The organism is Streptomyces sp. SirexAA-E (assembly GCF_000177195.2).
Classification (GTDB): domain Bacteria; phylum Actinomycetota; class Actinomycetes; order Streptomycetales; family Streptomycetaceae; genus Streptomyces; species Streptomyces flavovirens.
The window spans coordinates 1,789,082-1,809,226 of sequence record NC_015953.1; the positions used below are offsets into that span (position 1 = coordinate 1,789,082).

The following is a 20,145-nucleotide window of genomic DNA, read 5'->3' on the forward strand; positions in this document are numbered from 1 at the left end:
CCCCGGCGTCCTCGGCGGATGACTCGGCGGCCCCGGCGTCCTCGGCAGGTGACTCAGCAGACCTGGCGCCAGACGCCGAGTTCGTACTTCTTGAGCAGCGAACTCAGGCGCAGCTCCCGGGACTCGGGGCAGAAGTCGGCCACCGGCAGCTCGTACTCCGCGTGGAAGACGGCCTTGCCCGCGTCGACGAACGGGGTGAGCTCGTCGCACTCCTCGTACTGGGCGCACTGCTCGTTCACCGCGAAGTCGAAGTCGTCGACCAGCTCCGGGATCTGGGGCAGGTCGTTCTTCAGACCGACCGCCATGCCGTGCCGGTGGGCGAGGTCCGCGACGAGCCGGTTGTAGCGCAGCTGGTCCCGGGCGGTGAGCGGGAAGCCGGTGTCGTTGAGGTAGCCGTCCATGTTGTCGGGCTCCACCGCGTCGAAGCCCTTCTTCGCGCACATCTCGACGCGGGTCTCCATCAGCGGTTCCAGGACGTCGGTGCGGCGGATGTCGAGCCACCGCTCCCCCTCCCAGCCGTTGCTCCTGCCGCGTACGGAGGCGGGGAACTCCTCCGCGTCCGGGCGGAAGTCCTCCCACGCGCCGGTGGAGAGGTAGCAGACGACCTTGCGGTCCTCGCCGTGCAGCGCGGCGACCGTCCTCGCGTCCTGGTCGAAGCCGTCGATGTCGTACACCGGCGCGTCCACCGACGTGTCCACGCGGCCGGAGAGCTGCCACTGCCAGCCCACCCCCGGCTCCGGCTGCCAGTGTTCGGCCGTCTCCTCCCGGCCGCCGGTGCCGTCGGCCGCCTCCGGGGCCGTGCCCGCGTCCGTGCCGCATCCCGCGAGCGACGTCGGCAGGAGCAGCGCCGCGCAGAGCACCCGCCCCCACGCCCTCGTACCGCCCGCCGTGCTCCGCATGCCTCTCCCCCGCTCGATACGCGCAGGTGAACGACCCTACCGGCGCCCACCGCCCCCTCCGCACCGGGCCGGGCGGCGGCGCCGTCGCGCCCCGTCCGGCGCCCCGACGGCCGTGCCCCCGTGAGCGGGAAGCAAAGGCGCGCGTAGGCTCATTCCCGGCACATTGCGGCGAGGCATACGATGCGCCGGGCACGGTCGGCCCACCCCTCGACCGGCACAGAACTCAACGGAAGCGAGATTTCACCACCGTGACTGCTCTCACTCTCAGCACTGCCGGTGCGGCGACGCTGCGCGCCGACGCACTCGTCGTCGGCGTCGCCAAGGGCGCGAAGGGGCCGGTCGTTGCGCCGGGCGCCGAGGCCGTGGACAAGGCCTTCGACGGAAAGCTCGCAGACGTCCTGGAGACCCTGGGCGCCTGTGGTGCCGAGGGCGAAGTGACCAAGCTCCCCGCGCCCTCCGGCCTGAAGGCCCCGGTCGTGCTGGCGGTCGGGCTCGGCCGGGCCCCCGAGCGGGACGGCGCGTACGACGCCGAGGCGCTGCGCCGGGCCGCGGGCAGTGCCGCGCGCACCCTGTCCGGCTCGAAGAAGGCCGGCTTCGCGCTGCCGACGGAGTCCGCCGAGGACGCCGGGGCCATCGCGGAGGGCGCCCTGCTGGGTGCGTACGCCTTCACCGCCTACCAGGGCGGCGAGGACAGGATCGCCCCCAAGGGCGCCAAGAACAAGGGCCCCAAGCAGCCGCTCGCCGAGGTCGCCCTGCTCGGTGCCAAGCCGCGCGACAAGGCGTACAAGGCCGCCGCCGAGCGCGCCGTGGCCGTCGCGGAGGAGATCAACCGCGCCCGCGACCTGATCAACACCCCGCCGAACGACCTGTACCCGGAGTCGTTCGCCGCCGTCGCCACCGCGGCCGGCAAGGAGCACGGCGTCAAGGTCCAGGTGCTCGACGAGAAGGCGCTCGTCAAGGGCGGCTTCGGCGGTCTGCTCGGTGTCGGCCAGGGCTCGACGCACGGCCCCCGCCTCGTCCGGCTCGCCTACACGCACCCGAAGGCGGAGAAGACGCTGGCCCTGGTCGGCAAGGGCATCACCTACGACTCGGGCGGCATCTCGCTGAAGCCGGCCGGGCACAACGAGACGATGAAGTGCGACATGAGTGGCGCCGCCGCCGTGTTCGCCACCGTCGTCGCGGCCTCCCGCCTCGGCCTGCGGGTCAACGTCACCGGCTGGCTGGCCCTCGCCGAGAACATGCCCTCCGGCAACGCCACCCGCCCGGGCGACGTGCTGCGCATGTACAGCGGCAAGACCGTCGAGGTCCTCAACACCGACGCCGAGGGCCGGCTCGTCCTCGCGGACGCGCTGACCCGCGCCTCGGAGGAGAACCCGGACGCGATCGTCGACGTGGCGACCCTGACCGGCGCCATGGTCCTGGCACTGGGCAACCGCACCTTCGGCGTGATGTCCAACGACGACGCCTTCCGCACCTCGATCCACGAGACCGCCGAGGAGGTCGGCGAGGCGTCCTGGCCGATGCCGCTCCCCGCCGACCTGCGCAAGGGCATGGACTCCCCGACCGCCGACATCGCCAACATGGGCGAGCGGATGGGCGGCGGCCTGGTGGCCGGCCTGTTCCTGAAGGAGTTCGTCGGCGAGGGCATCGCCTGGGCCCACCTGGACATCGCGGGCCCGGCCTTCCACGAGGGCGCGCCGTACGGCTACACCCCCAAGGGCGGCACCGGCTCATCGGTCCGCACGCTGGTCCGGCTGGCCGAGCGCACGGCCGACGGCGACCTGGGCTGATCCCCTCCGCGCGCGGCGTCCCAGGCGGGCGCCGTGCGCGGGACGGACCCGCGTTCGCGGGCAGCGATACGGCCCCGGGCATACGTCCGGGGCCGTACGCGTTCCCCGAGCGGCACCTGACCGCCGGTTTTCCGAAACTTTGTACGCATACGTCATGGTCCGGGCCGGATGTTCGCCCGCCCCGGAGCGGGGGCCCGCGTCCCGTCCGCCCTCAACAAGTGCGAAGATGGGTTCTCGGCAGGACAGGGCCCCCACCACAGGGCCGACATACACAAGCGGCCGAACACCAGCCGACCGGCCGGTCATACCCCAGCGACGGGGCCCGGCGTACGGCGCACATGCATGGAGGACGTGACGTGGCGAACGACGCCAGCACCGTTTTCGACCTAGTGATCCTCGGCGGTGGTAGCGGCGGTTACGCCGCGGCCCTGCGCGGAGCGCAGCTGGGCCTGGACGTCGCACTGATCGAGAAGGGCAAGGTCGGCGGCACCTGCCTGCACAACGGCTGCATCCCCACGAAGGCGCTGCTGCACGCCGGAGAGATCGCCGACCAGGCCCGCGAGTCGGCCCAGTTCGGTGTGAAGGCCACCTTCGAGGGCATCGACATGGAGGCCGTCCACAAGTACAAGGACGACGTGATCTCGGGCCTGTACAAGGGTCTCCAGGGTCTCATCGCCTCGCGCAAGGTCCACTACGTCGAGGGTGAGGGCCGGCTCTCGTCGCCCACCTCGGTGGATGTGAACGGCCAGCGCATCCGGGGCCGCCACGTGGTCCTCGCGACCGGTTCCGTACCGAAGTCGCTGCCCGGCCTGGAGATCGACGGCAACCGCATCATCTCCTCGGACCACGCGCTGAAGCTGGACCGCGTCCCGAAGTCCGCCATCGTCCTGGGCGGCGGCGTGATCGGCGTCGAGTTCGCCTCGGCGTGGAAGTCCTTCGGCACCGACGTCACGATCGTCGAGGGCCTGAAGCACCTGGTCCCGGTCGAGGACGAGAACAGCTCGAAGCTGCTGGAGCGCGCGTTCCGCAAGCGCGGCATCAAGTTCAACCTCGGCACCTTCTTCGACAAGGCCGAGTACACCGAGGACGGCGTGCGGGTCACCCTCGCCGACGGCAAGACGTTCGAGGCGGAGGTGCTGCTGGTCGCGATCGGCCGCGGCCCGGTCTCGCAGGGTCTGGGCTACGAGGAGGCCGGGGTCGCCATGGACCGCGGCTACGTCCTCGTCGACGAGTACATGCAGACCAACGTCCCGACGGTCTCCGCCGTGGGCGACCTGGTCCCGACCCTCCAGCTGGCGCACGTCGGCTTCGCCGAGGGCATCCTCGTCGCGGAGCGGCTGGCCGGTCTCAAGACCGTGCCGATCGACTACGACGGTGTCCCGAAGGTGACGTACTGCCACCCCGAGGTCGCCTCCGTCGGCATCTCCGAGGCCAAGGCCAAGGAGATCTACGGTGCGGACAAGGTCGTCGCCCTCAAGTACAACCTCGCGGGCAACGGCAAGAGCAAGATCCTCAAGACCGCGGGCGAGATCAAGCTCGTCCAGGTCAAGGACGGTGCCGTGGTCGGCGTCCACATGGTCGGTGACCGTATGGGCGAGCAGGTCGGCGAAGCCCAGCTGATCTACAACTGGGAGGCGCTGCCGGCCGAGGTGGCGCAGCTCATCCACGCCCACCCCACGCAGAACGAGGCGATGGGCGAGGCCCACCTGGCCCTCGCCGGCAAGCCGCTGCACTCCCACGACTGATCCAGTCCCGGGCGCGACGACCGACCACTTCCGCATTTTCGTAAGGAGCAACTGAAACCATGTCGGTTTCCGTAACCCTTCCGGCGCTCGGCGAGAGCGTCACCGAGGGCACTGTCACCCGTTGGCTGAAGGCCGAGGGCGAGCGCGTCGAGGCCGACGAGCCGCTGCTCGAGGTCTCGACCGACAAGGTCGACACCGAGATCCCCGCACCCGCCGCCGGCGTCCTGACCTCCATCAAGGTCGCCGAGGACGAGACCGTCGAGGTCGGCGCCGAGCTGGCCGTCATCGACGACGGCTCGGGCGCGCCCGCCGCCGAGGAGGCCCCGGCCGCCGAGCCCGCGGCCGTCCCGGCCCCGGCCGCCGAGGAGGCGCCCACCGCCCCGTCGACGGAGACGGAGGCCCCGGCCGAGGCTCCGTCCGCGCAGGACACCGCCGGTGCCTCGTCCGCCTCCGGTACGGACGTCACCCTTCCGGCGCTCGGCGAGAGCGTCACCGAGGGCACCGTCACCCGCTGGCTGAAGGAGGTCGGCGAGGAGGTCGCGGAGGACGAGCCGCTGCTCGAGGTCTCCACGGACAAGGTCGACACCGAGATCCCCGCGCCGGTCGCCGGTGTGCTGCTGGAGATCGTCGTCGGTGAGGACGAGACCGCCGAGGTCGGCGCCAAGCTGGCCGTCATCGGTGCTCCGGGCGCTGCCCCGGCCGCCGCCCCGGCTCCGGCCGCCCCGGCACCCGCCGAGGAGAAGCCCGCCGCTCCGGCGCCCGCCCCGGCCGCCGAGACCCCGGCTCCGGCCGCCCCGGCACCCGCCGAGGAGAAGCCGGCCGCTCCGGCTCCGGCTCCGGCTCCGGCTGCTCCCGCGCCCGCCCCGGCCGCCCAGGCCCCGGCCGCTCCCGCCGCTCCGGCGCCCGCCGCCGCTCCGGCCGCGGCCGCTCCGGCCGCGTCCGCCGGTGACGAGGGTGCCTACGTCACGCCGCTGGTGCGCAAGCTCGCCGCCGAGAACGGTGTCGACCTGGGCTCGGTCAAGGGCACCGGTGTCGGTGGCCGCATCCGCAAGCAGGACGTCGTCGCCGCCGCGGAGGCCGCCAAGGCCGCCGCAGCCGCTCCGGCTCCCGCCCCCGCGGCCGCCCCCGCCGCGGCGAAGAAGGCGCCGAAGCTCGAGGCGTCCCCGCTGCGCGGTCAGACGGTCAAGATGACCCGCATGCGCAAGGTCATCGGCGACAACATGATGAAGGCGCTGCACTCGCAGGCCCAGCTGACCTCGGTCCTCGAGGTCGACATCACCAAGCTGATGAAGCTGCGCAACCAGGCGAAGGAGTCCTTCGCCGCCCGTGAGGGCGTCAAGCTGTCCCCGATGCCGTTCTTCGTGAAGGCGGCGGCCCAGGCGCTGAAGGCCCACCCGGTCGTCAACGCCCGGATCAACGAGGACGAGGGCACCATCACGTACTTCGACTCGGAGAACATCGGCATCGCCGTGGACGCCGAGAAGGGTCTGATGACCCCGGTCATCAAGGGTGCGGGCGACCTGAACATCGCCGGTATCGCGAAGAAGACCGCCGAGCTGGCCGGCAAGGCCCGCGGTGGCGGCCTCACCCCGGACGACATGTCCGGTGCCACCTTCACGGTCAGCAACACCGGTTCGCGCGGTGCGCTGTTCGACACCGTCATCGTGCCGCCGAACCAGGCCGCCATCCTGGGCATCGGCGCCACCGTCAAGCGTCCGGCGGTCATCGAGACCGCCGAGGGCACCGTCATCGGCGTCCGCGACATGACGTACCTGTCGCTCTCCTACGACCACCGTCTGGTGGACGGCGCGGACGCCGCCCGTTACCTGACCACGGTCAAGGCGATCCTCGAAGCAGGCGAGTTCGAGGTCGAGCTGGGTCTCTGAGGCCCGAGGCCCGAACGAGAGGCCCTTTCTGTAACGAGCCTCACCTGCGGCGCCCCCGTCCGGAACACTCCCGGGCGGGGGCGCCGCCGTATTGTCTAAGGGCTGTCCCGTGATGCCTGGTCAGCGCGCGGCGTCGGACGCGGTGCGCCGCAAGGCGGAGGGACGCCCGCATACCGGGTGTATGCGGGCCTTCCGGCAACGCGGCGAGGTGCCGTGGCTGACCGGGCATCACGGGACAGCCTCAGTCGCCACCGGTCGTTCCGGCAGCCGTGTCGGTGTATGCGACACCGGTTTGCCACGAAGGAGCCAGTCATGACCCCGCCCGTCGTCCACTCGCTGCGCGAACAGATCCGCGAGCACCTCGTGGACGGGATCGTGAGCGGGCGGTGGAAGCCGGGCGAACGCATCGTGGAGCGCCGGATCGCGACCGAGCTGGAGGTCAGCCAGACCCCCGTGCGCGAGGCGCTGCGCGAGCTGGAGACCCTGCGGCTGATCGAGTCGGCTCCCAACAAGGGCGTCCGCGTACGCAACCTCACCGCGGCCGATCTGGAGGAGAGCTACCCGGTGCGCGCCGGGCTGGAGCAGATCGCGGCGGAGCTGGCGGCGCCGGTGCTGGGCGAGGACTGCTCGCGGCTCACCCCGCACGTGGCGGCCCTGTACGAGGCGGACCGGCTCGCCGACGGTGAGGCGCAGGTGCGGCACACGGTGGCCTTCCACCGGGAGATGGTGCGGGCGGCGGGCAACGCGGTGCTGCTGCACACCTGGGAGGGGCTGGGCATCGAGGTGTTCACGGCCCTGTCGATCCGCTGGCTCGGCACGGTGCAGAAGTCGTACGCGGAGGAGCACGAGGAGCTCATCGAGGCGTTCCTGAGGCGGGATCCGCAGATCGCGGTGCTGGTGAAGGAGCACGTCCTGGGGTGCGCGCCCCGCGCCTGACGTCGTGCGGACCGTGGCCCATCTGTGTCAGCCGACGCTCGACCGTGCAGGTCAGGAGCCCTTTTCGCCCTAATCGTCCCGTCACTGGGTGCCCCGTTTCGCGGCACCGCATGCCACTTTTCTTCATATCGAGAAGTTTTACCCTTCACCCTTTGATCGATCATCGATCGGCGCCTTACAGTTCACTCGCGGGCCCACCGGCCCCATCGCCCTGTCCTGCCAGCCAGGGACTTCTCCACCCCCTCCCACTCCGGAAGGCGGCGATCATGACCGACCCCGTAGCAAAGCTTCCGAGCGAGCTCGACCAGCTCCCGGACCGCGACCCCGAAGAGACCGCCGAATGGGCGGACTCCCTGGACGCCGTCACCAAGGCCGCGGGCCCGCACCGTGCCGCGTACCTCATGCGGCGCTCGCTCCAGCACGCGGAGGGCGCCGGTATCGCGCTGCCCAAGCTGCTGGAGACCGATTACGTCAACACCATCCCCACCGCCGCCGAGCCCGAGTTCGACGGCGACCTGGAGATGGAGTCCCGGATCACCGCCTGGAACCGCTGGAACGCGGCCGCGATGGTCACCCGGGGCGCGCGCTACGGCGTCGGCGGCCACATCGCCACCTTCGCCTCGGCCGCCTGGCTGTACGAGACCGGCTTCAACCACTTCTTCCGCGGCAAGGAGGGGGACGGCTCCGGCGACCAGATCTACGTCCAGGGCCACGCCTCCCCCGGCGTCTACGCCCGTGCCTTCCTCGACGGCCGCCTCAGCGAGCAGCAGCTCGACAACTTCCGCCAGGAGTCGGGCGGGGACGGCCTGCCGTCCTACCCGCACCCGCGGCGACTGCCCTGGCTGTGGGAGTTCCCCACCGTGTCGATGGGCCTCGGCCCGCTCTCGGCGATCTACCAGGCGCGCTTCAACCGCTACCTGGCCAACCGCAACATCAAGGACACGTCGAACTCGCACGTCTGGGCCTTCCTGGGCGACGGCGAGATGGACGAGCCCGAGTCGACCGCGGCCCTCGCCCTCGCGGCGCGTGAGCAGCTCGACAACCTGACCTTCGTCATCAACTGCAACCTGCAGCGTCTCGACGGCCCGGTCCGCGCCAACTTCCGCGTGGTCCAGGAGCTGGAGGGCGCGTTCCGCGGGGCCGGCTGGAACGTCGTCAAGACGCTCTGGGGCAGCGCCTGGGACGAGCTGTTCCAGCTGGACACCACGGGTGCCCTGGTCCGCCGGCTCCGCGAGGTGCCGGACGCGCAGTTCCAGACGTACGCGACCCGCGACGTGGCCTACATCCGCGAGCACTTCTTCGGCGCCGAGCCCGCGCTCGCCGAGCTGGCGAAGCTGCTGAGCGACGCGAAGATCGCCGAGTGCTTCTACTCCTCGCGCGGCGGCCACGAGGCCCGCAAGGTGTACGCGGCCTACCGTGCCGCCCTGGCGCACAAGGGCGCGCCGACGGTGATCCTGGCGCAGACGGTCAAGGGCTACACGCTCGGCAAGGGCTTCGAGTCCAAGAACGCCAACCACCAGATGAAGAAGCTGTCGATCGACGAGTTCAAGGGCATGCGCGAGCTGCTCGACCTCCCGATCCCGGACAGTGCCTTCGACAGCGGCCTGGTCCCCTACGGCCACCCGGGCGCCGACTCCCCCGAGGTCCGCTACCTCCAGGAGCGCCGTGCCGCCCTCGGCGGTCCGGCCCCCGCCCGCCGGGTGCACACCGTGGCGCTGCCCGAGCCGGAGGAGCGCGCCTTCAAGGCCCTGTACAAGGGGTCCGGCAAGCAGGAGATGGCCACCACCATGGCGTTCGTCCGCCTGGTGAAGGACCTGATGCGGGACAAGCAGACCGGCAAACGCTGGGTGCCGATCGTCCCGGACGAGGCCCGTACCTTCGGTATGGAGTCGCTGTTCCCGTCGGCCGGCATCTACTCGCCGCTGGGCCAGACGTACGAGCCGGTCGACCGCGACCAGCTGATGTACTACAAGGAGGCCAAGGACGGCCAGATCCTCAACGAGGGGATCACCGAGGCCGGTGCCATGGCCGACTTCATCGCCGCCGCCACGTCGTACGCGACGCACGGCGAGACGATGATCCCGTTCTACATCTTCTACTCGATGTTCGGCTGGCAGCGGACCGGCGACCAGATGTGGCAGCTCGCCGACCAGCTCGGCAAGGGTTTCATCGTCGGCGCCACGGCGGGCCGTACGACCCTGACGGGTGAGGGCCTCCAGCACGCGGACGGCCACTCGCACCTGATCGCGTCCACGAACCCGGCGTCGCTCAACTACGACCCGGCGTTCGCGTACGAGATCGCGGTGATCGTCAAGGACGGTCTGCGCCGGATGTTCGGCCAGGCCGCCCCGGGCGAGGACTCGAACGTCTTCTACTACCTGACGGTCTACAACGAGCCCAAGCAGCAGCCCGCGATGCCGGAAGGCGTCGAGGAGGGCATCGTCAAGGGCCTGTACCTCTTCAAGGAGGGTGCGCCCGCCTCGGCGGAGGCCCCGCGTCTCCAGCTCCTCGCCTCCGGTACGGCGATCCACTGGGCGCTGGAGGCCCAGCAGCTGCTGGCCGCCGACTGGGGGGTCACGGCCGACGTCTGGTCCGCGACCTCGTGGGGCGAGCTGCGCCGCGAGGCGCTGGAGTGCGACGAGGCGCTGCTCCGCGGTGAGCAGCGGGTTCCGTACGTGACCCAGGCGCTGTCCGGCGCCCCGGGCCCGGTCCTCGCGGTGAGCGACTGGATGCGCGCGGTCCCGGACCAGATCAGCCAGTGGGTGGAGCAGGACTGGTCCTCGCTGGGCACGGACGGTTTCGGCCTCTCCGACACCCGCGACGGCGCCCGCCGCCACTTCGGTGTCGACCCGCAGTCGGTCACGGTCGCCGCGCTGGCCCAGCTGGCCCGCCGTGGCGAGATCCCGGCGTCGAAGGTCAAGGAGGCCCGCGAGAAGTACGGGCTCTGAGGGACCGGCCGGACGGCCGCCTCAGCACCGCAGGGCGGGCTCACGTCGAGCCCGCCCTGCGGGCGTTCGCCCACCGCGTCCGGCGGCCCCCGCACGAAGGCGCCCCGGCGCCGGGCCCGTGCACCGTGCCGTCCGCGGGCCCGCACAATGGCCGCATGCGTGCTGCCCGGCTCATCAAGATGGTTCTGCTCCTGCAGTCCCGGCCCGCCATGACCGCCGCCGAGCTGGCCGGCGAGCTGGAGGTCTCGGAACGCACGGTGACCCGCGACGCGCAGGCGCTGTCCGAGGCGGGCGTGCCGGTGTACGCCGACCGGGGCCGGACCGGCGGGTACCGGCTGGTCGACGGGTACCGGACCCGGCTGACCGGGCTGGGCCGCGAGGAGGCCGAGGCGCTCTTCCTGTCCGGGCTGCCGTCCGTCCTGCGGGAGATGGGGCTCGACGACGCGGCGTCGGCGGCCCGGCTGAAGGTGACCGCCGCCCTGCTCCCGTCGCTCCGGGACGCCCCGCGCAGCGCCGCCCGGCGCTTCCACCTGGACGCGCCGGGCTGGTTCCACGAGCCGGTCACCCCGGAGCTGCTGCCGGCCGTCGCGGAGGCGGTCCGGGACGACCGGCTCGTCCGGGCCCGCTACCGGCGCGGCGCCACGGACGAGGTCGAGCGGGAGCTGGCCCCGTACGGGCTCGTGCTGAAGGCCGGTGTCTGGTATCTCTGCGCCCGGGCGGGGGACGACGTCCGGGTGTACCGGATCGACCGGTTCACGGCGGTCGAGGTGTCGGCGGAGCGTTTCGTACGGGACGAGGACTTCGACCTGCCGGGTTTCTGGGAGGAGCGGGCCGCCCGGTTCGCCCGGTCGCTCCTGCGTACGGAGGTGACCGTCCGGCTGTCCGAGGCGGGGCTCGCGCGGCTGCCGCACGCCGTGGACCGGGCCGCCGTCGACGACGCGATCGCCGGGGCAGGCCCGCCCGACGCGGACGGCCGGCGGACGCTCACCCTGGCGGTGGAGTCGCAGGAGGTCGCGTACGGCCAGCTGATGGCCCTGGGACCGGAGTTGGAGGTCCTGGCGCCCGAGACGCTGCGGGCGCGCTTCGCCGAGGCCGCCGAACGGCTGCGTGCCCTGTACCGCTGAGAGCCACCCTTCCCGCCTCTGGGCGTGCGTCGCCCGGCGCCAGGGCAGATGCTGGAGCGGTGATGGACGAGACGGAGTTCTGGGAGATCATCGACAGCACCCGTGAGGCCGCCGAGGGCGACCCCGACGACCACGCCGACGTGCTCGTCGAGCGGCTGGTGCAGCTCGATCCGGAATCCGTGCTGGACTTCGCCCGCCACTTCGAGGCCCGCTACAACCGCGCCTACCGCTGGGACGTCTGGGGAGCGGCCGCCGTGCTGCTGGACGGCGCGGACGACGACGCGTTCGACTACTTCCGCTGCTGGCTGATCGGGCAGGGCCGGGAGGTCTTCGAGTCCACGGTGCAGGACCCGGACGGCCTCGCCGAACTGCTGGAGGACTTCGACGAGGAGTACGACGGCGACGGCGAGGAGCTCGGCTACGCCGCCGACGAGGCGTACGAGCAGCTGACCGGCGTGCTCACCCCGGACCTGGGCCTGCCGCCGCAGCCGGACCGGCCGGCGGGCACACCGGTGGCGCTCGACGACGAGGCGGCCCTGGCGCGGCGCTTCCCCATGCTCTGGGAGCGCTTCGGTTCGGCGTGACCCGGACCTCGTGGACGGGCGCCGCTCACGGTGTCAGCGGGCGGCCCATCAGCACGTCGTCGACGTACCGCCCGTTCAGGAAGAACTCGCCGGGCAGCACGCCCTCCACGGTGAACCCCTCCGAGGCGTAGAGCGCCCGGGCCGGGGCGTTGTGGCCGAGGACGCGCAGAGTGATCCGTCCGGCGCCCAGACGGCGGGCCTCGGTGTACGCCGCCCGCAGCAGCGCCCGTGCCACACCGTGGCCCCGCGCCCATTCCGCCACGGCCAGGCCCTGTATCTGCCGTACGTGCGCGTTGCAGGCGAGCGGGGTCGGGCGGGCCAGCCTGATGTACCCGGCCAGGTCCGTCCCCCCGGTGTCCGTGACGGCCTCGGCCAGGAGGTACTCGGCGGGCCGGTGCCGGTCGTCGAAGAACGGTGGGTACGGAGGCCGTGGTTCCGGTTGCACGGAGTGCAGCGTCGACCAGGTGGCCCGGTCGAGCGCGACGAGCGCGGACTCGTCCTCGGCCCGGGCGGGGCGGACGGGGCTCAGGGAGCGCAGCTGCGGAGCGGACGGCATGGCTGCCACTGTGCCACGCCGCCGGACGGCCGGATCAGGGAGGTCCGGTCCCGGATCGGGGCCGTGTGACAGGGCGGTGGGCGGGGCCCATGGGGCAGGATGGGCCCATGCTGCGTTCCCGTATCGCCGTCAGCGGATCGACCGGACTCATCGGAGCGGCGCTCGTGCGCTCGCTGCGGGCCGACGGGCACGAGGTGGTGCGCCTGGTGCGCCGCCCCGCCGCCACCGGTGACGAGGTGGAGTGGGACCCCGAGCGCCAGTACGTCGACGCGGCCGGCCTGGTCGGCTGCGACGCCGTCGTCCATCTCGCCGGTGCCGGGGTCGGGGACCACCGGTGGACCGAGGAGTACAAGCGGCGGATCCGGGACAGCCGGGTGCTGGGCACGGCGGCGATCGCCGAGGCCGTCGCCTCCCTGGACACCCCGCCGAAGGTGCTGTTGTCCGGGTCCGCCATCGGCTACTACGGCGACACCGGGGACCGGGCCGTCGACGAGAGCGCGCCCCCTGGCCAGGGGTTCCTGCCCTCCGTGTGCGTGGAGTGGGAGGAGGCCACGGCACCCGCCGAGGAGGCCGGTATCCGCACCGTGCACGCCCGCACCGGTCTGGTCGTCGCCCGCGGGGGCGGTGCCTGGGGCCGTCTCTTCCCCTTGTTCAAGGCGGGCCTCGGCGGGCGCCTGGGCAACGGCCGGCAGTACTGGAGCTTCATCGCCCTGCACGACCACATCGCGGCGATGCGGCACATCCTGGACACCGAATCCCTGTCCGGCCCGGTCAACCTGACCGGGCCCGCGCCCGTCACCAACGGCCAGGTGACGGCGGCCATGGGGCGGGTGCTCCGCCGCCCGACCCTCTTCACCGCTCCGGCGCCCGCCCTGCGGATCGCGCTCGGCGAGTTCGCCGGTGACGTCCTGGGCAGCCAGCGGGTGCTTCCCGGCCGACTTCTCGACTCGGACTTCGCGTTCGCCTTCCCCGACATCGACGCCACGATCCGCGCGGCACTGCGCTGACCGGACGGCTGTGCGACCCCGTGCACCGGTGCCCGGGGTGCGCGCGGCTGGGCTCCGCTCGGCCACCGGCCTAGCTTCGAGCGCGGACCCCGGCATTCCGGGGGTCCGTTGGGGGCAAGAGCCCCCCAGCGGTCGCGCCGACTCGGGGAGGGGCACGTGCTCAGGGCAGACACGGCACACCACGCGGACGTGGTTGTCATCGGGGCCGGGACAGCCGGCCTGACAGCCGCCCATCAGCTGATCAGCGCAGGAGTGGACACATGTGTCCTGGAGGCCGCCCCCCGCGTCGGCGGGCGGATGGCCACCGAGGACGTGGACGGGTTCCGGCTCGACCACACAGGACCTCTGCTCAGTTCCGCCTGTCCCGAGCTCCGCGCGATGCCGGGGCTCCACGGGCTGGCCCTCAGGGAGTTCGCCCCCGGGGTGCTCGTCCACAGCCGGGGTCGCCGCTACCGTGCCGGGGACGTGCGCAGCGCGAGGGGCGCGCTGAGGGCCGCACGCTCCTGGCCGAGCGCCCCTCGCGCGCCCCTGGGTGGCGCGATCGAGCAGGCCAGGCTGGGCGCCTGGCTCTCCCGTCTCGCCACCACCCCGGTCTCGCGCATCCTGGCCCGGCCCGACCGGCCGGCGCTCGAATCCCTCACCTCGCGCGGCCTCTCGCCCCGTACGGTCGACGGCTTCCTGCGCCCCCTGCTCTCGGCGCTGCTCTCCGATCCCGTCCTCGCCACGTCGAGCCGCTGCGCCGATCTCGCCCTGCGGAGTTACGCCCGCGGCGGGCTCTGCGTACCGGCGGGCGGTGCCTCGGCGTTGCCCGAGCTGCTGGCGGCCGCGCTGCCGCCGGGGACCGTGCGGACCGGGGTGCACGTCACGGCCGCCGACATCACCTCCGTACGCACCAAGGAGCACGGCGAGCTGAGCTGCCGTTCCCTGCTGCTGGCGACCGGGGCGGGTGCGGCGGCCGAGCTGCTGCCGGGGCTGCGGACGCCCGCCTTCCATCCGGTGACGGTGCTCCACCACACCGCCCCGGTCCCCCCGCCGACGGGAGCCCGGCTGCTGCTGGACGCGGACCGGTCGGGTCCGGTGGCGCACACCGCCGTGATGAGCGCGGTCGACCCGTCACGCGCGCCGCACGGCCGGACCCTGATCACCTCCACGGTCCTCGGCCCCCCGCCGCCGGACCTGGACCGCACCGTCCGGGCGCACCTGGCCACGCTGTACGGCACCCCGACGCACGACTGGGAGCTCCTGGCGGCCCGTCACGACCCGGAGGCGGTGCCCGTGATGGCGCCGCCGCACGATCCGGAGCGGCCCGTCCGGGTGCTCGCCGGCCTGTACGTCTGCGGCGACCACCGTGACACCAGTACGGTCCAGGGCGCCCTGCACTCGGGCCGGCGGGCCGCCTCGGCGATCCTCACGGACCTCGGGGTGCGCCACGAGGCCGTGGGCGGGACGGCGCTGCCCGCCGCGGCCTGACCGCGCCGGCTCAGCCCAGGGCCGCGACCCGGTCGCGGTAGCCGCGTACGGCGACGGCGTCCCGGTAGGGCTCCAGGCGGCGCTCGAAGTCGCGTACGTACTCGGTGGCCCGCACCGACCGCATCTCCGACGCCTGCTGGGCCGCCTCGGCGCCCAGCAGGCAGGCCTGGTCGAGCTCGCCGAGGCCGAGCCGGGCGGTGGCGAGCACCACCCGGCAGAACAGCCTGCTCCGGGCGTACGCCGGAGCGCGCAGCTGGAGCGAACGCTCGGCGTGCTGGGCGGCCGCCCGGTACTGCTGGAGGTCGCGGTGGCAGTGGCCGAACTCGTCGGCGAGCTGCGCCTCGTCGAAGGGGCGGGCCCAGTGCGGGGCGTCGTCGCCGGGGCGGGCGCTCTGCAGGGCACGCTCCGCCCGGACGAGCGCCGCGACGCAGGCCCTGGTCTCGCCCAGCACACCGTGCCCGCGGGCCTCGACCGCGTGCAGCAGGGCCATGACGACGGGCGGCGCCGAGGACCCGATGCCCTGCTGGGCGACCCGGGCGAGCTGGACGGCTTCCCTGCCGTGCCCGAGGTAGACGGCCTGCCGGCTCATGGTGATCAGCACGAACGAGCCGTACGCCCGGTCGCCCGCGGCCTGGGCGAGCCGCAGCGCCTGCACGAAGTAGCGCTGGGCCAGACCGTGCGCCGCGATGTCGTACGACGTCCAGCCGGCCAGCCGGGTCAGGTCGGCGGCCGCCGAGAACAGCCGACGGCCGACGGCCTCGCCGTAGGTGCCGCGCAGCATCGGCTCGGCCTCGTGTTCCAGGTACCGGACGAGGGCCTGGCGGGCGTGGCCGCCTCCGTAGGCGTGGTCCAGGGCGCGGAAGAGGTCGCCGACCGAGTGCAGGGCGGCGATGTCGCCGCTGCCGACCCGCTGGCCGGATCCCCGTTCGGCGCCCCGCTGCCGGGGGACGACCGGGTGCGCGGCCCCGGGGGCTCCGGGCGGACGGGTGGGGGCGGGCCCTCTGGATCCGGGCCTGACTCCATGGGCACCGGGGCCGTGGGCGTGGCCCGGGGCGTGCGCCGGGCCTGGGGCCGCGAGGTGGCCGCCCGCCCCGGGCGGGGGGCCGGACAGGGTGCCGGCCGTCGGGTGGGCGCCGTCGGCCGCGCGCGGTCCGTGCGCCTCGGCGGGCGGACGTGGGCCCGGTAAGCCGGTCCCGCCCGCCGTCGAGGCCGCGGACTCCCCGCGTCCGACCCATTCGTCGGCCCGTCCGATCAGCCAGTCCCGGCTGGGGACGACCAGTCCGGCCGGGGTGAAGGCGATCTTGCGCAGCTCCGCGTGGCTGCCGGAGTCCTTCCGCCAGAGCCCGCTGACGATGTCGACGGCCTCGGCGGGGGTGGCCGCGAATTCGAGCCCCGCGTAGACGGGAGCGCAGGCGTCCAGGCCGAGGTCCTGTGCGGAGAGCCGACGCCCGAGCCGTCGGGTGAACACCTCGGCGATCAGCGCGGGGGTGGTGCCGCGCGGCTGCTGGCCGCGCAGCCAGCGGGTCACCGACGTCTTGTCGTACCGCAGGTCGAGTCCGTGTTCGAGGCCCAGCTGATCCACCCGCCGGGCGAGGCCCGCATGGGAGAATCCGGCTTCCGCGATGAGCGCAGCGAGCCGCCGGTTGGGGGTGCGCTGCGGAGGTCGTTCCGACATCAGCTGTACGGTCTCCTGCCTTCGGGGCCGGGCCGGCGGCCCTAATGGAACGGCGCGAATGTAACTGCCCCGCCACCATGCGTATCGGCGTTCGCTCCACATTCATCCGATCGTGTGGGGACTGCGTAGATCACTGACGCCCGCCCCGGTGTCGGCCGTCGGTGACGAACCTGCCGGACCCCTGCCCGCCGAGCGGTCGTACAGTGGCTCAGGGCGCATATCAGTGCATGGTGACGTGGTTCCGGGGCCCGCCCGGCCGCCCGGCACCCGCGAACAGGGAGGCACCCGAAGTGAGTGAGCTGCGGTTCGTCCGTGTGGGATTCGGCCAGGAAGCGGTCGACTACCAGGAGGCCTGGCAGATGCAGCGCGAGGTGCACGCCGCCCGGTTCGAGGACACCGTCCCCGACACCTGCCTGCTCCTGGAGCACCCTCCCGTCTACACGGCGGGCCGGCGCACGACCGACAGCGAACGTCCGCTGGACGGCACCCCGGTCATCGACGTCGACCGGGGCGGGAAGATCACCTGGCACGGACCCGGCCAGCTCGTCGGCTACCCCATCCAGAAGCTGCCGCGCCCGGTCGACGTGGTCGCGCACGTACGCCGGCTGGAGGACGCGCTGATCCGCACGGCCGCCGAGTTCGGCGTGGAGACCTCCCGGGTCGAGGGCCGCAGCGGCGTCTGGGTGCTCGGTGACCCGGTCGAGGAACGCCCCTCGCCGGGCGGGCTGTCGCTCGACTTCGATCCGCGCCTGCACGACGAGGAGTTCGACGCCCGGCTGAACGGCCCGGAGTACGCGCCGTCCAACGCCGGCCAGCGCCGCGAGGACCGCAAGCTGGCGGCGATCGGCATCCGGGTCGCCAAGGGCGTGACGATGCACGGCTTCTCCCTCAACGTGAACCCCGACAACACCTGGTTCGACCGGATCGTGCCGTGCGGGATCAGGGACGCGGGCGTCACCTCGCTCGCGTACGAACTGGGCCGTGAGGTCACGATCGCGGACGTCCTGCCGGTCGTGGAGAGGCACCTGCGGGACGTCCTCGAGAACGCGGAACTCGCGCCCCGGGTCATCGAGGAGCCGAGGGCCGCCGCCCCCGCCTGACCGGGCCCCGGGGAATAGGCCCCCTCGGCCACAGGTTGGGCAGACGTAAGACCGTTCTAACGACGGGCGTACCCTGGTGTTCGCCGAAGAATCCAATGCAGTGAAAGCAAAGGGGAGTGCCGGAGTGTCCGCTGTCGCACCCGACGGGCGCAAGATGCTGCGCCTGGAGGTCCGGAACAGCCAGACCCCCATCGAGCGCAAGCCCGAGTGGATCAAGACCCGGGCGAAGATGGGCCCCGAGTACAACCAGTTGCAGAAGCTCGTGAAGAGCGAGGGTCTGCACACGGTCTGCCAGGAGGCCGGCTGCCCCAACATCTTCGAATGCTGGGAAGACCGCGAGGCCACCTTCCTCATCGGCGGGGACCAGTGCACCCGGCGCTGTGACTTCTGCCAGATCGACACGGGGAAGCCGCAGGCCCTGGACCGTGACGAGCCGCGCCGCGTGGGCGAGTCCGTGGTCACGATGGACCTCAACTACGCCACCATCACCGGCGTCGCCCGCGACGACCTGGAGGACGGCGGCGCCTGGCTGTACGCGGAGACGGTCCGCCAGATCCACGCGCTGACGGCCGAGCGGGAGGCGGGCGGGACCAAGGTCGAGCTGCTGATCCCCGACTTCAACGCGGTGCCCGAGCAGCTCGCCGAGGTCTTCTCCTCGCGTCCCGAGGTGCTCGCCCACAACGTCGAGACGGTGCCCCGCATCTTCAAGCGGATCCGCCCCGGCTTCCGCTACGAGCGCTCCCTCGAGGTCATCACGCGTGCCCGCGAGGCCGGTCTGGTGACCAAGTCGAACCTGATCCTCGGCATGGGCGAGACCCGCGAGGAGGTCAGCGAGGCGCTGAAGGACCTGTACGACGCGGGATGCGAGCTCATCACGATCACGCAGTACCTGCGGCCCTCCCCCCGGCACCACCCCGTCGAGCGCTGGGTGAAGCCGCACGAGTTCGTGGAGCTCAAGGACGAGGCCGACGCCATCGGGTACTCCGGTGTCATGTCGGGTCCGCTGGTGCGCTCCTCGTACCGCGCGGGACGCCTCTTCCAGCAGGCGGTCGAGCGTCGCGGCGGGACCGCGGCGGCGACGTCCGGAGCCCAGGCGTCCGCCCCCGCCGTGTGAATCGGCGCACAAGGGACCACTGAACGGTGAGGACCGCATCGACGCGGCCCGTACGCCCCCCGCAGGTCGGGGGCCCGTATGGGCCGCGTCGGCGTGCGTGCCGCCGCAATCAGGGTTTCATTGGTGTTTGACCGACCGGTCATGCACTGGTAACACCGAGCAGTGACCCTAGGTACACGGACAGCAGCGGCTTCCCACGGCCGCCGCCGTCACTGCTTCCCGCTACTCAGTGCGCGCCGCGCGCGCATCCGCTCCGAGGGGGAACATCCGCCATGCACGCCGCACCGGTCCGAGCCCACGCGCTCCCGTCCGTCACCACCGCCCTGCGCGCCGTGGAGTCGCTGCTGCTGAGCAGCGGCCAGCGCACCGCGCGCCGCAATGCCTGGAACGCGGTCCTGGAGGACCGCCGCAGGGCCAAGGACCGGGTCGAGGCCGAGCACGTCCTGCGGGCTGTGGCCGCCCAGCGTTCCTAGGTCACTCCGGGGCCACGTAAACTTCGCTGCATGGCGAGGAAGGCAAACACTGAAGGCGCGGACAGCGCCGAGAACGCGGGGCGGCTCAAGCAGATCGCCCTGACCTACAAGATGACCAGGCGGACCGACCCCAAGGTGGGTCTCGTCGTCGCGGGTGTGGGAATCGTCACCTTCGGTGTCTTCCTCGCGATCGGTTTCCTGATCGGTCATCCCATCTACGCGGGCATCCTGGGCTTCGTCCTGGCCTTCCTCGCGATGGCGATCATTTTCGGGCGGCGTGCCGAGAAGGCGGCCTTCGGGCAGATGGAGGGACAGCCGGGCGCTGCCGCGGCCGTGCTCGACCGGGTGGGCCGTGGCTGGACCACGACTCCGGCGGTCGCGATGAACCGCAGCCAGGACGTCGTCCACCGGGCCGTCGGCAAGGCGGGCATCGTGCTGGTGGCCGAGGGCAACCCGAACCGGGTGAAGAGCCTGCTGGCCGCCGAGAAGAAGCGGATGGCCCGGATCGTGGTGGACGTGCCGGTGCACGACATCATCGTCGGCGACGGCGAGGGCCAGGTGCCGCTGAAGAAGGTGCGCACCACGATGCTGAAGCTCCCCCGGGTGCTGACCGGCCCGCAGGTCACCGCGGCCAACGACCGGCTGCGGGCGATGGGCGACCTGATGAGCAACATGCCGCTGCCGAAGGGCCCGATGCCGAAGGGCATGCGGATGCCGCGCGGCGGAAAGATGCGCTGAGCGGTACGGAACGTGAAGAGGGGCGGCCCCGGACGGAACATCGTCCCGGGCCGCCCCTCTTCCTTCGCGGTCTGTCGTCCCGCGCGGTCCGTCGCTCACG

Annotated in this window: 16 protein-coding genes; 13 read left to right on the top strand and 3 right to left on the bottom strand. The window is 72.5% G+C overall.

What is annotated here, in order from left to right; all coding sequences use genetic code 11:
• Positions 1–53 precede the first annotated feature (53 nt).
• Entirely contained in the window at positions 54–899 is an 846-nt protein-coding gene (locus tag SACTE_RS07895; protein ID WP_014045505.1) for an endo alpha-1,4 polygalactosaminidase, read from the bottom strand.
• A 248-nt stretch (positions 900–1,147) separates the two neighbouring features.
• Between SACTE_RS07895 and SACTE_RS07900 the strand changes: the two genes are divergently transcribed.
• From SACTE_RS07900 to SACTE_RS07930, 7 genes are all read left to right on the top strand, one after another.
• Positions 1,148–2,689 carry a leucyl aminopeptidase gene (locus SACTE_RS07900; RefSeq protein ID WP_014045506.1) on the top strand — a complete coding sequence of 514 codons (1,542 nt, stop codon included), beginning with the start codon at positions 1,148–1,150 and terminating at the stop codon, positions 2,687–2,689.
• Positions 2,690–3,045: 356 nt separating this feature from the next.
• Entirely contained in the window at positions 3,046–4,434 is a 1,389-nt protein-coding gene (lpdA, locus tag SACTE_RS07905) for a dihydrolipoyl dehydrogenase (RefSeq protein WP_014045507.1), read from the top strand.
• 59 nt (positions 4,435–4,493) lie between these two features.
• A complete protein-coding gene (sucB, locus tag SACTE_RS07910) occupies positions 4,494–6,320 on the top strand; it encodes a 2-oxoglutarate dehydrogenase, E2 component, dihydrolipoamide succinyltransferase (protein WP_014045508.1) in 1,827 nt (608 codons plus the stop codon).
• Between the two features lie 312 nt (positions 6,321–6,632).
• The gene (locus SACTE_RS07915; protein ID WP_014045509.1) at positions 6,633–7,256 is read left to right on the top strand and encodes a GntR family transcriptional regulator; all 624 of its coding nucleotides are present in this window, start codon (positions 6,633–6,635) and stop codon (positions 7,254–7,256) included.
• A 266-nt stretch (positions 7,257–7,522) separates the two neighbouring features.
• Positions 7,523–10,204, top strand: a complete 2,682-nt coding sequence (gene aceE, locus SACTE_RS07920; protein ID WP_014045510.1) for a pyruvate dehydrogenase (acetyl-transferring), homodimeric type — start codon at positions 7,523–7,525, stop codon at positions 10,202–10,204.
• 155 nt (positions 10,205–10,359) lie between these two features.
• Positions 10,360–11,328, top strand: a complete 969-nt coding sequence (locus SACTE_RS07925; protein ID WP_014045511.1) for a WYL domain-containing protein — start codon at positions 10,360–10,362, stop codon at positions 11,326–11,328.
• Positions 11,329–11,390: 62 nt separating this feature from the next.
• Entirely contained in the window at positions 11,391–11,912 is a 522-nt protein-coding gene (locus SACTE_RS07930; RefSeq protein ID WP_014045512.1) for a DUF4240 domain-containing protein, read from the top strand.
• A gap of 25 nt (positions 11,913–11,937) precedes the next feature.
• On the opposite strand, the gene SACTE_RS07935 is transcribed toward SACTE_RS07930, so the two are convergent.
• Positions 11,938–12,468, bottom strand: coding sequence for a GNAT family N-acetyltransferase (locus tag SACTE_RS07935; RefSeq protein WP_014045513.1), 531 nt, complete (start codon positions 12,466–12,468; stop codon positions 11,938–11,940).
• Between the two features lie 107 nt (positions 12,469–12,575).
• On the opposite strand from SACTE_RS07935, the gene SACTE_RS07940 reads away from it, so the two are divergent.
• Together SACTE_RS07940 and SACTE_RS07945 are read left to right on the top strand one after the other, a co-directional pair.
• The gene (locus tag SACTE_RS07940; protein ID WP_014045514.1) at positions 12,576–13,475 is read left to right on the top strand and encodes a TIGR01777 family oxidoreductase; all 900 of its coding nucleotides are present in this window, start codon (positions 12,576–12,578) and stop codon (positions 13,473–13,475) included.
• 156 nt (positions 13,476–13,631) lie between these two features.
• Positions 13,632–14,945: an NAD(P)/FAD-dependent oxidoreductase gene (locus tag SACTE_RS07945; RefSeq protein ID WP_014045515.1), complete on the top strand. Its 1,314-nt coding sequence runs from the start codon at positions 13,632–13,634 to the stop codon at positions 14,943–14,945.
• A gap of 10 nt (positions 14,946–14,955) precedes the next feature.
• Here the strand turns inward: SACTE_RS07945 and SACTE_RS07950 are convergent, their stop codons facing one another.
• Positions 14,956–16,620 carry a hypothetical protein gene (locus SACTE_RS07950; protein ID WP_014045516.1) on the bottom strand — a complete coding sequence of 555 codons (1,665 nt, stop codon included), beginning with the start codon at positions 16,618–16,620 and terminating at the stop codon, positions 14,956–14,958.
• Positions 16,621–16,910: 290 nt separating this feature from the next.
• Here SACTE_RS07950 and lipB point away from each other — a divergent pair, with 290 nt between their 5' ends.
• The 4 genes from lipB to SACTE_RS07970 all read left to right on the top strand — a co-directional run bounded on the left by lipB (position 16,911) and on the right by SACTE_RS07970 (position 20,045).
• Positions 16,911–17,720 (top strand): lipoyl(octanoyl) transferase LipB, encoded by an 810-nt coding sequence (lipB, locus tag SACTE_RS07955; protein ID WP_014045517.1) that lies wholly within the window; start codon positions 16,911–16,913, stop codon positions 17,718–17,720.
• Positions 17,721–17,844: 124 nt separating this feature from the next.
• Entirely contained in the window at positions 17,845–18,834 is a 990-nt protein-coding gene (gene lipA / locus SACTE_RS07960; RefSeq protein WP_014045518.1) for a lipoyl synthase, read from the top strand.
• A 272-nt stretch (positions 18,835–19,106) separates the two neighbouring features.
• Entirely contained in the window at positions 19,107–19,307 is a 201-nt protein-coding gene (locus tag SACTE_RS07965) for a hypothetical protein (RefSeq protein WP_014045519.1), read from the top strand.
• Between the two features lie 30 nt (positions 19,308–19,337).
• The gene (locus SACTE_RS07970) at positions 19,338–20,045 is read left to right on the top strand and encodes a DUF4191 domain-containing protein (RefSeq protein ID WP_014045520.1); all 708 of its coding nucleotides are present in this window, start codon (positions 19,338–19,340) and stop codon (positions 20,043–20,045) included.
• The last annotated feature ends 100 nt before the right edge of the window (positions 20,046–20,145 follow it).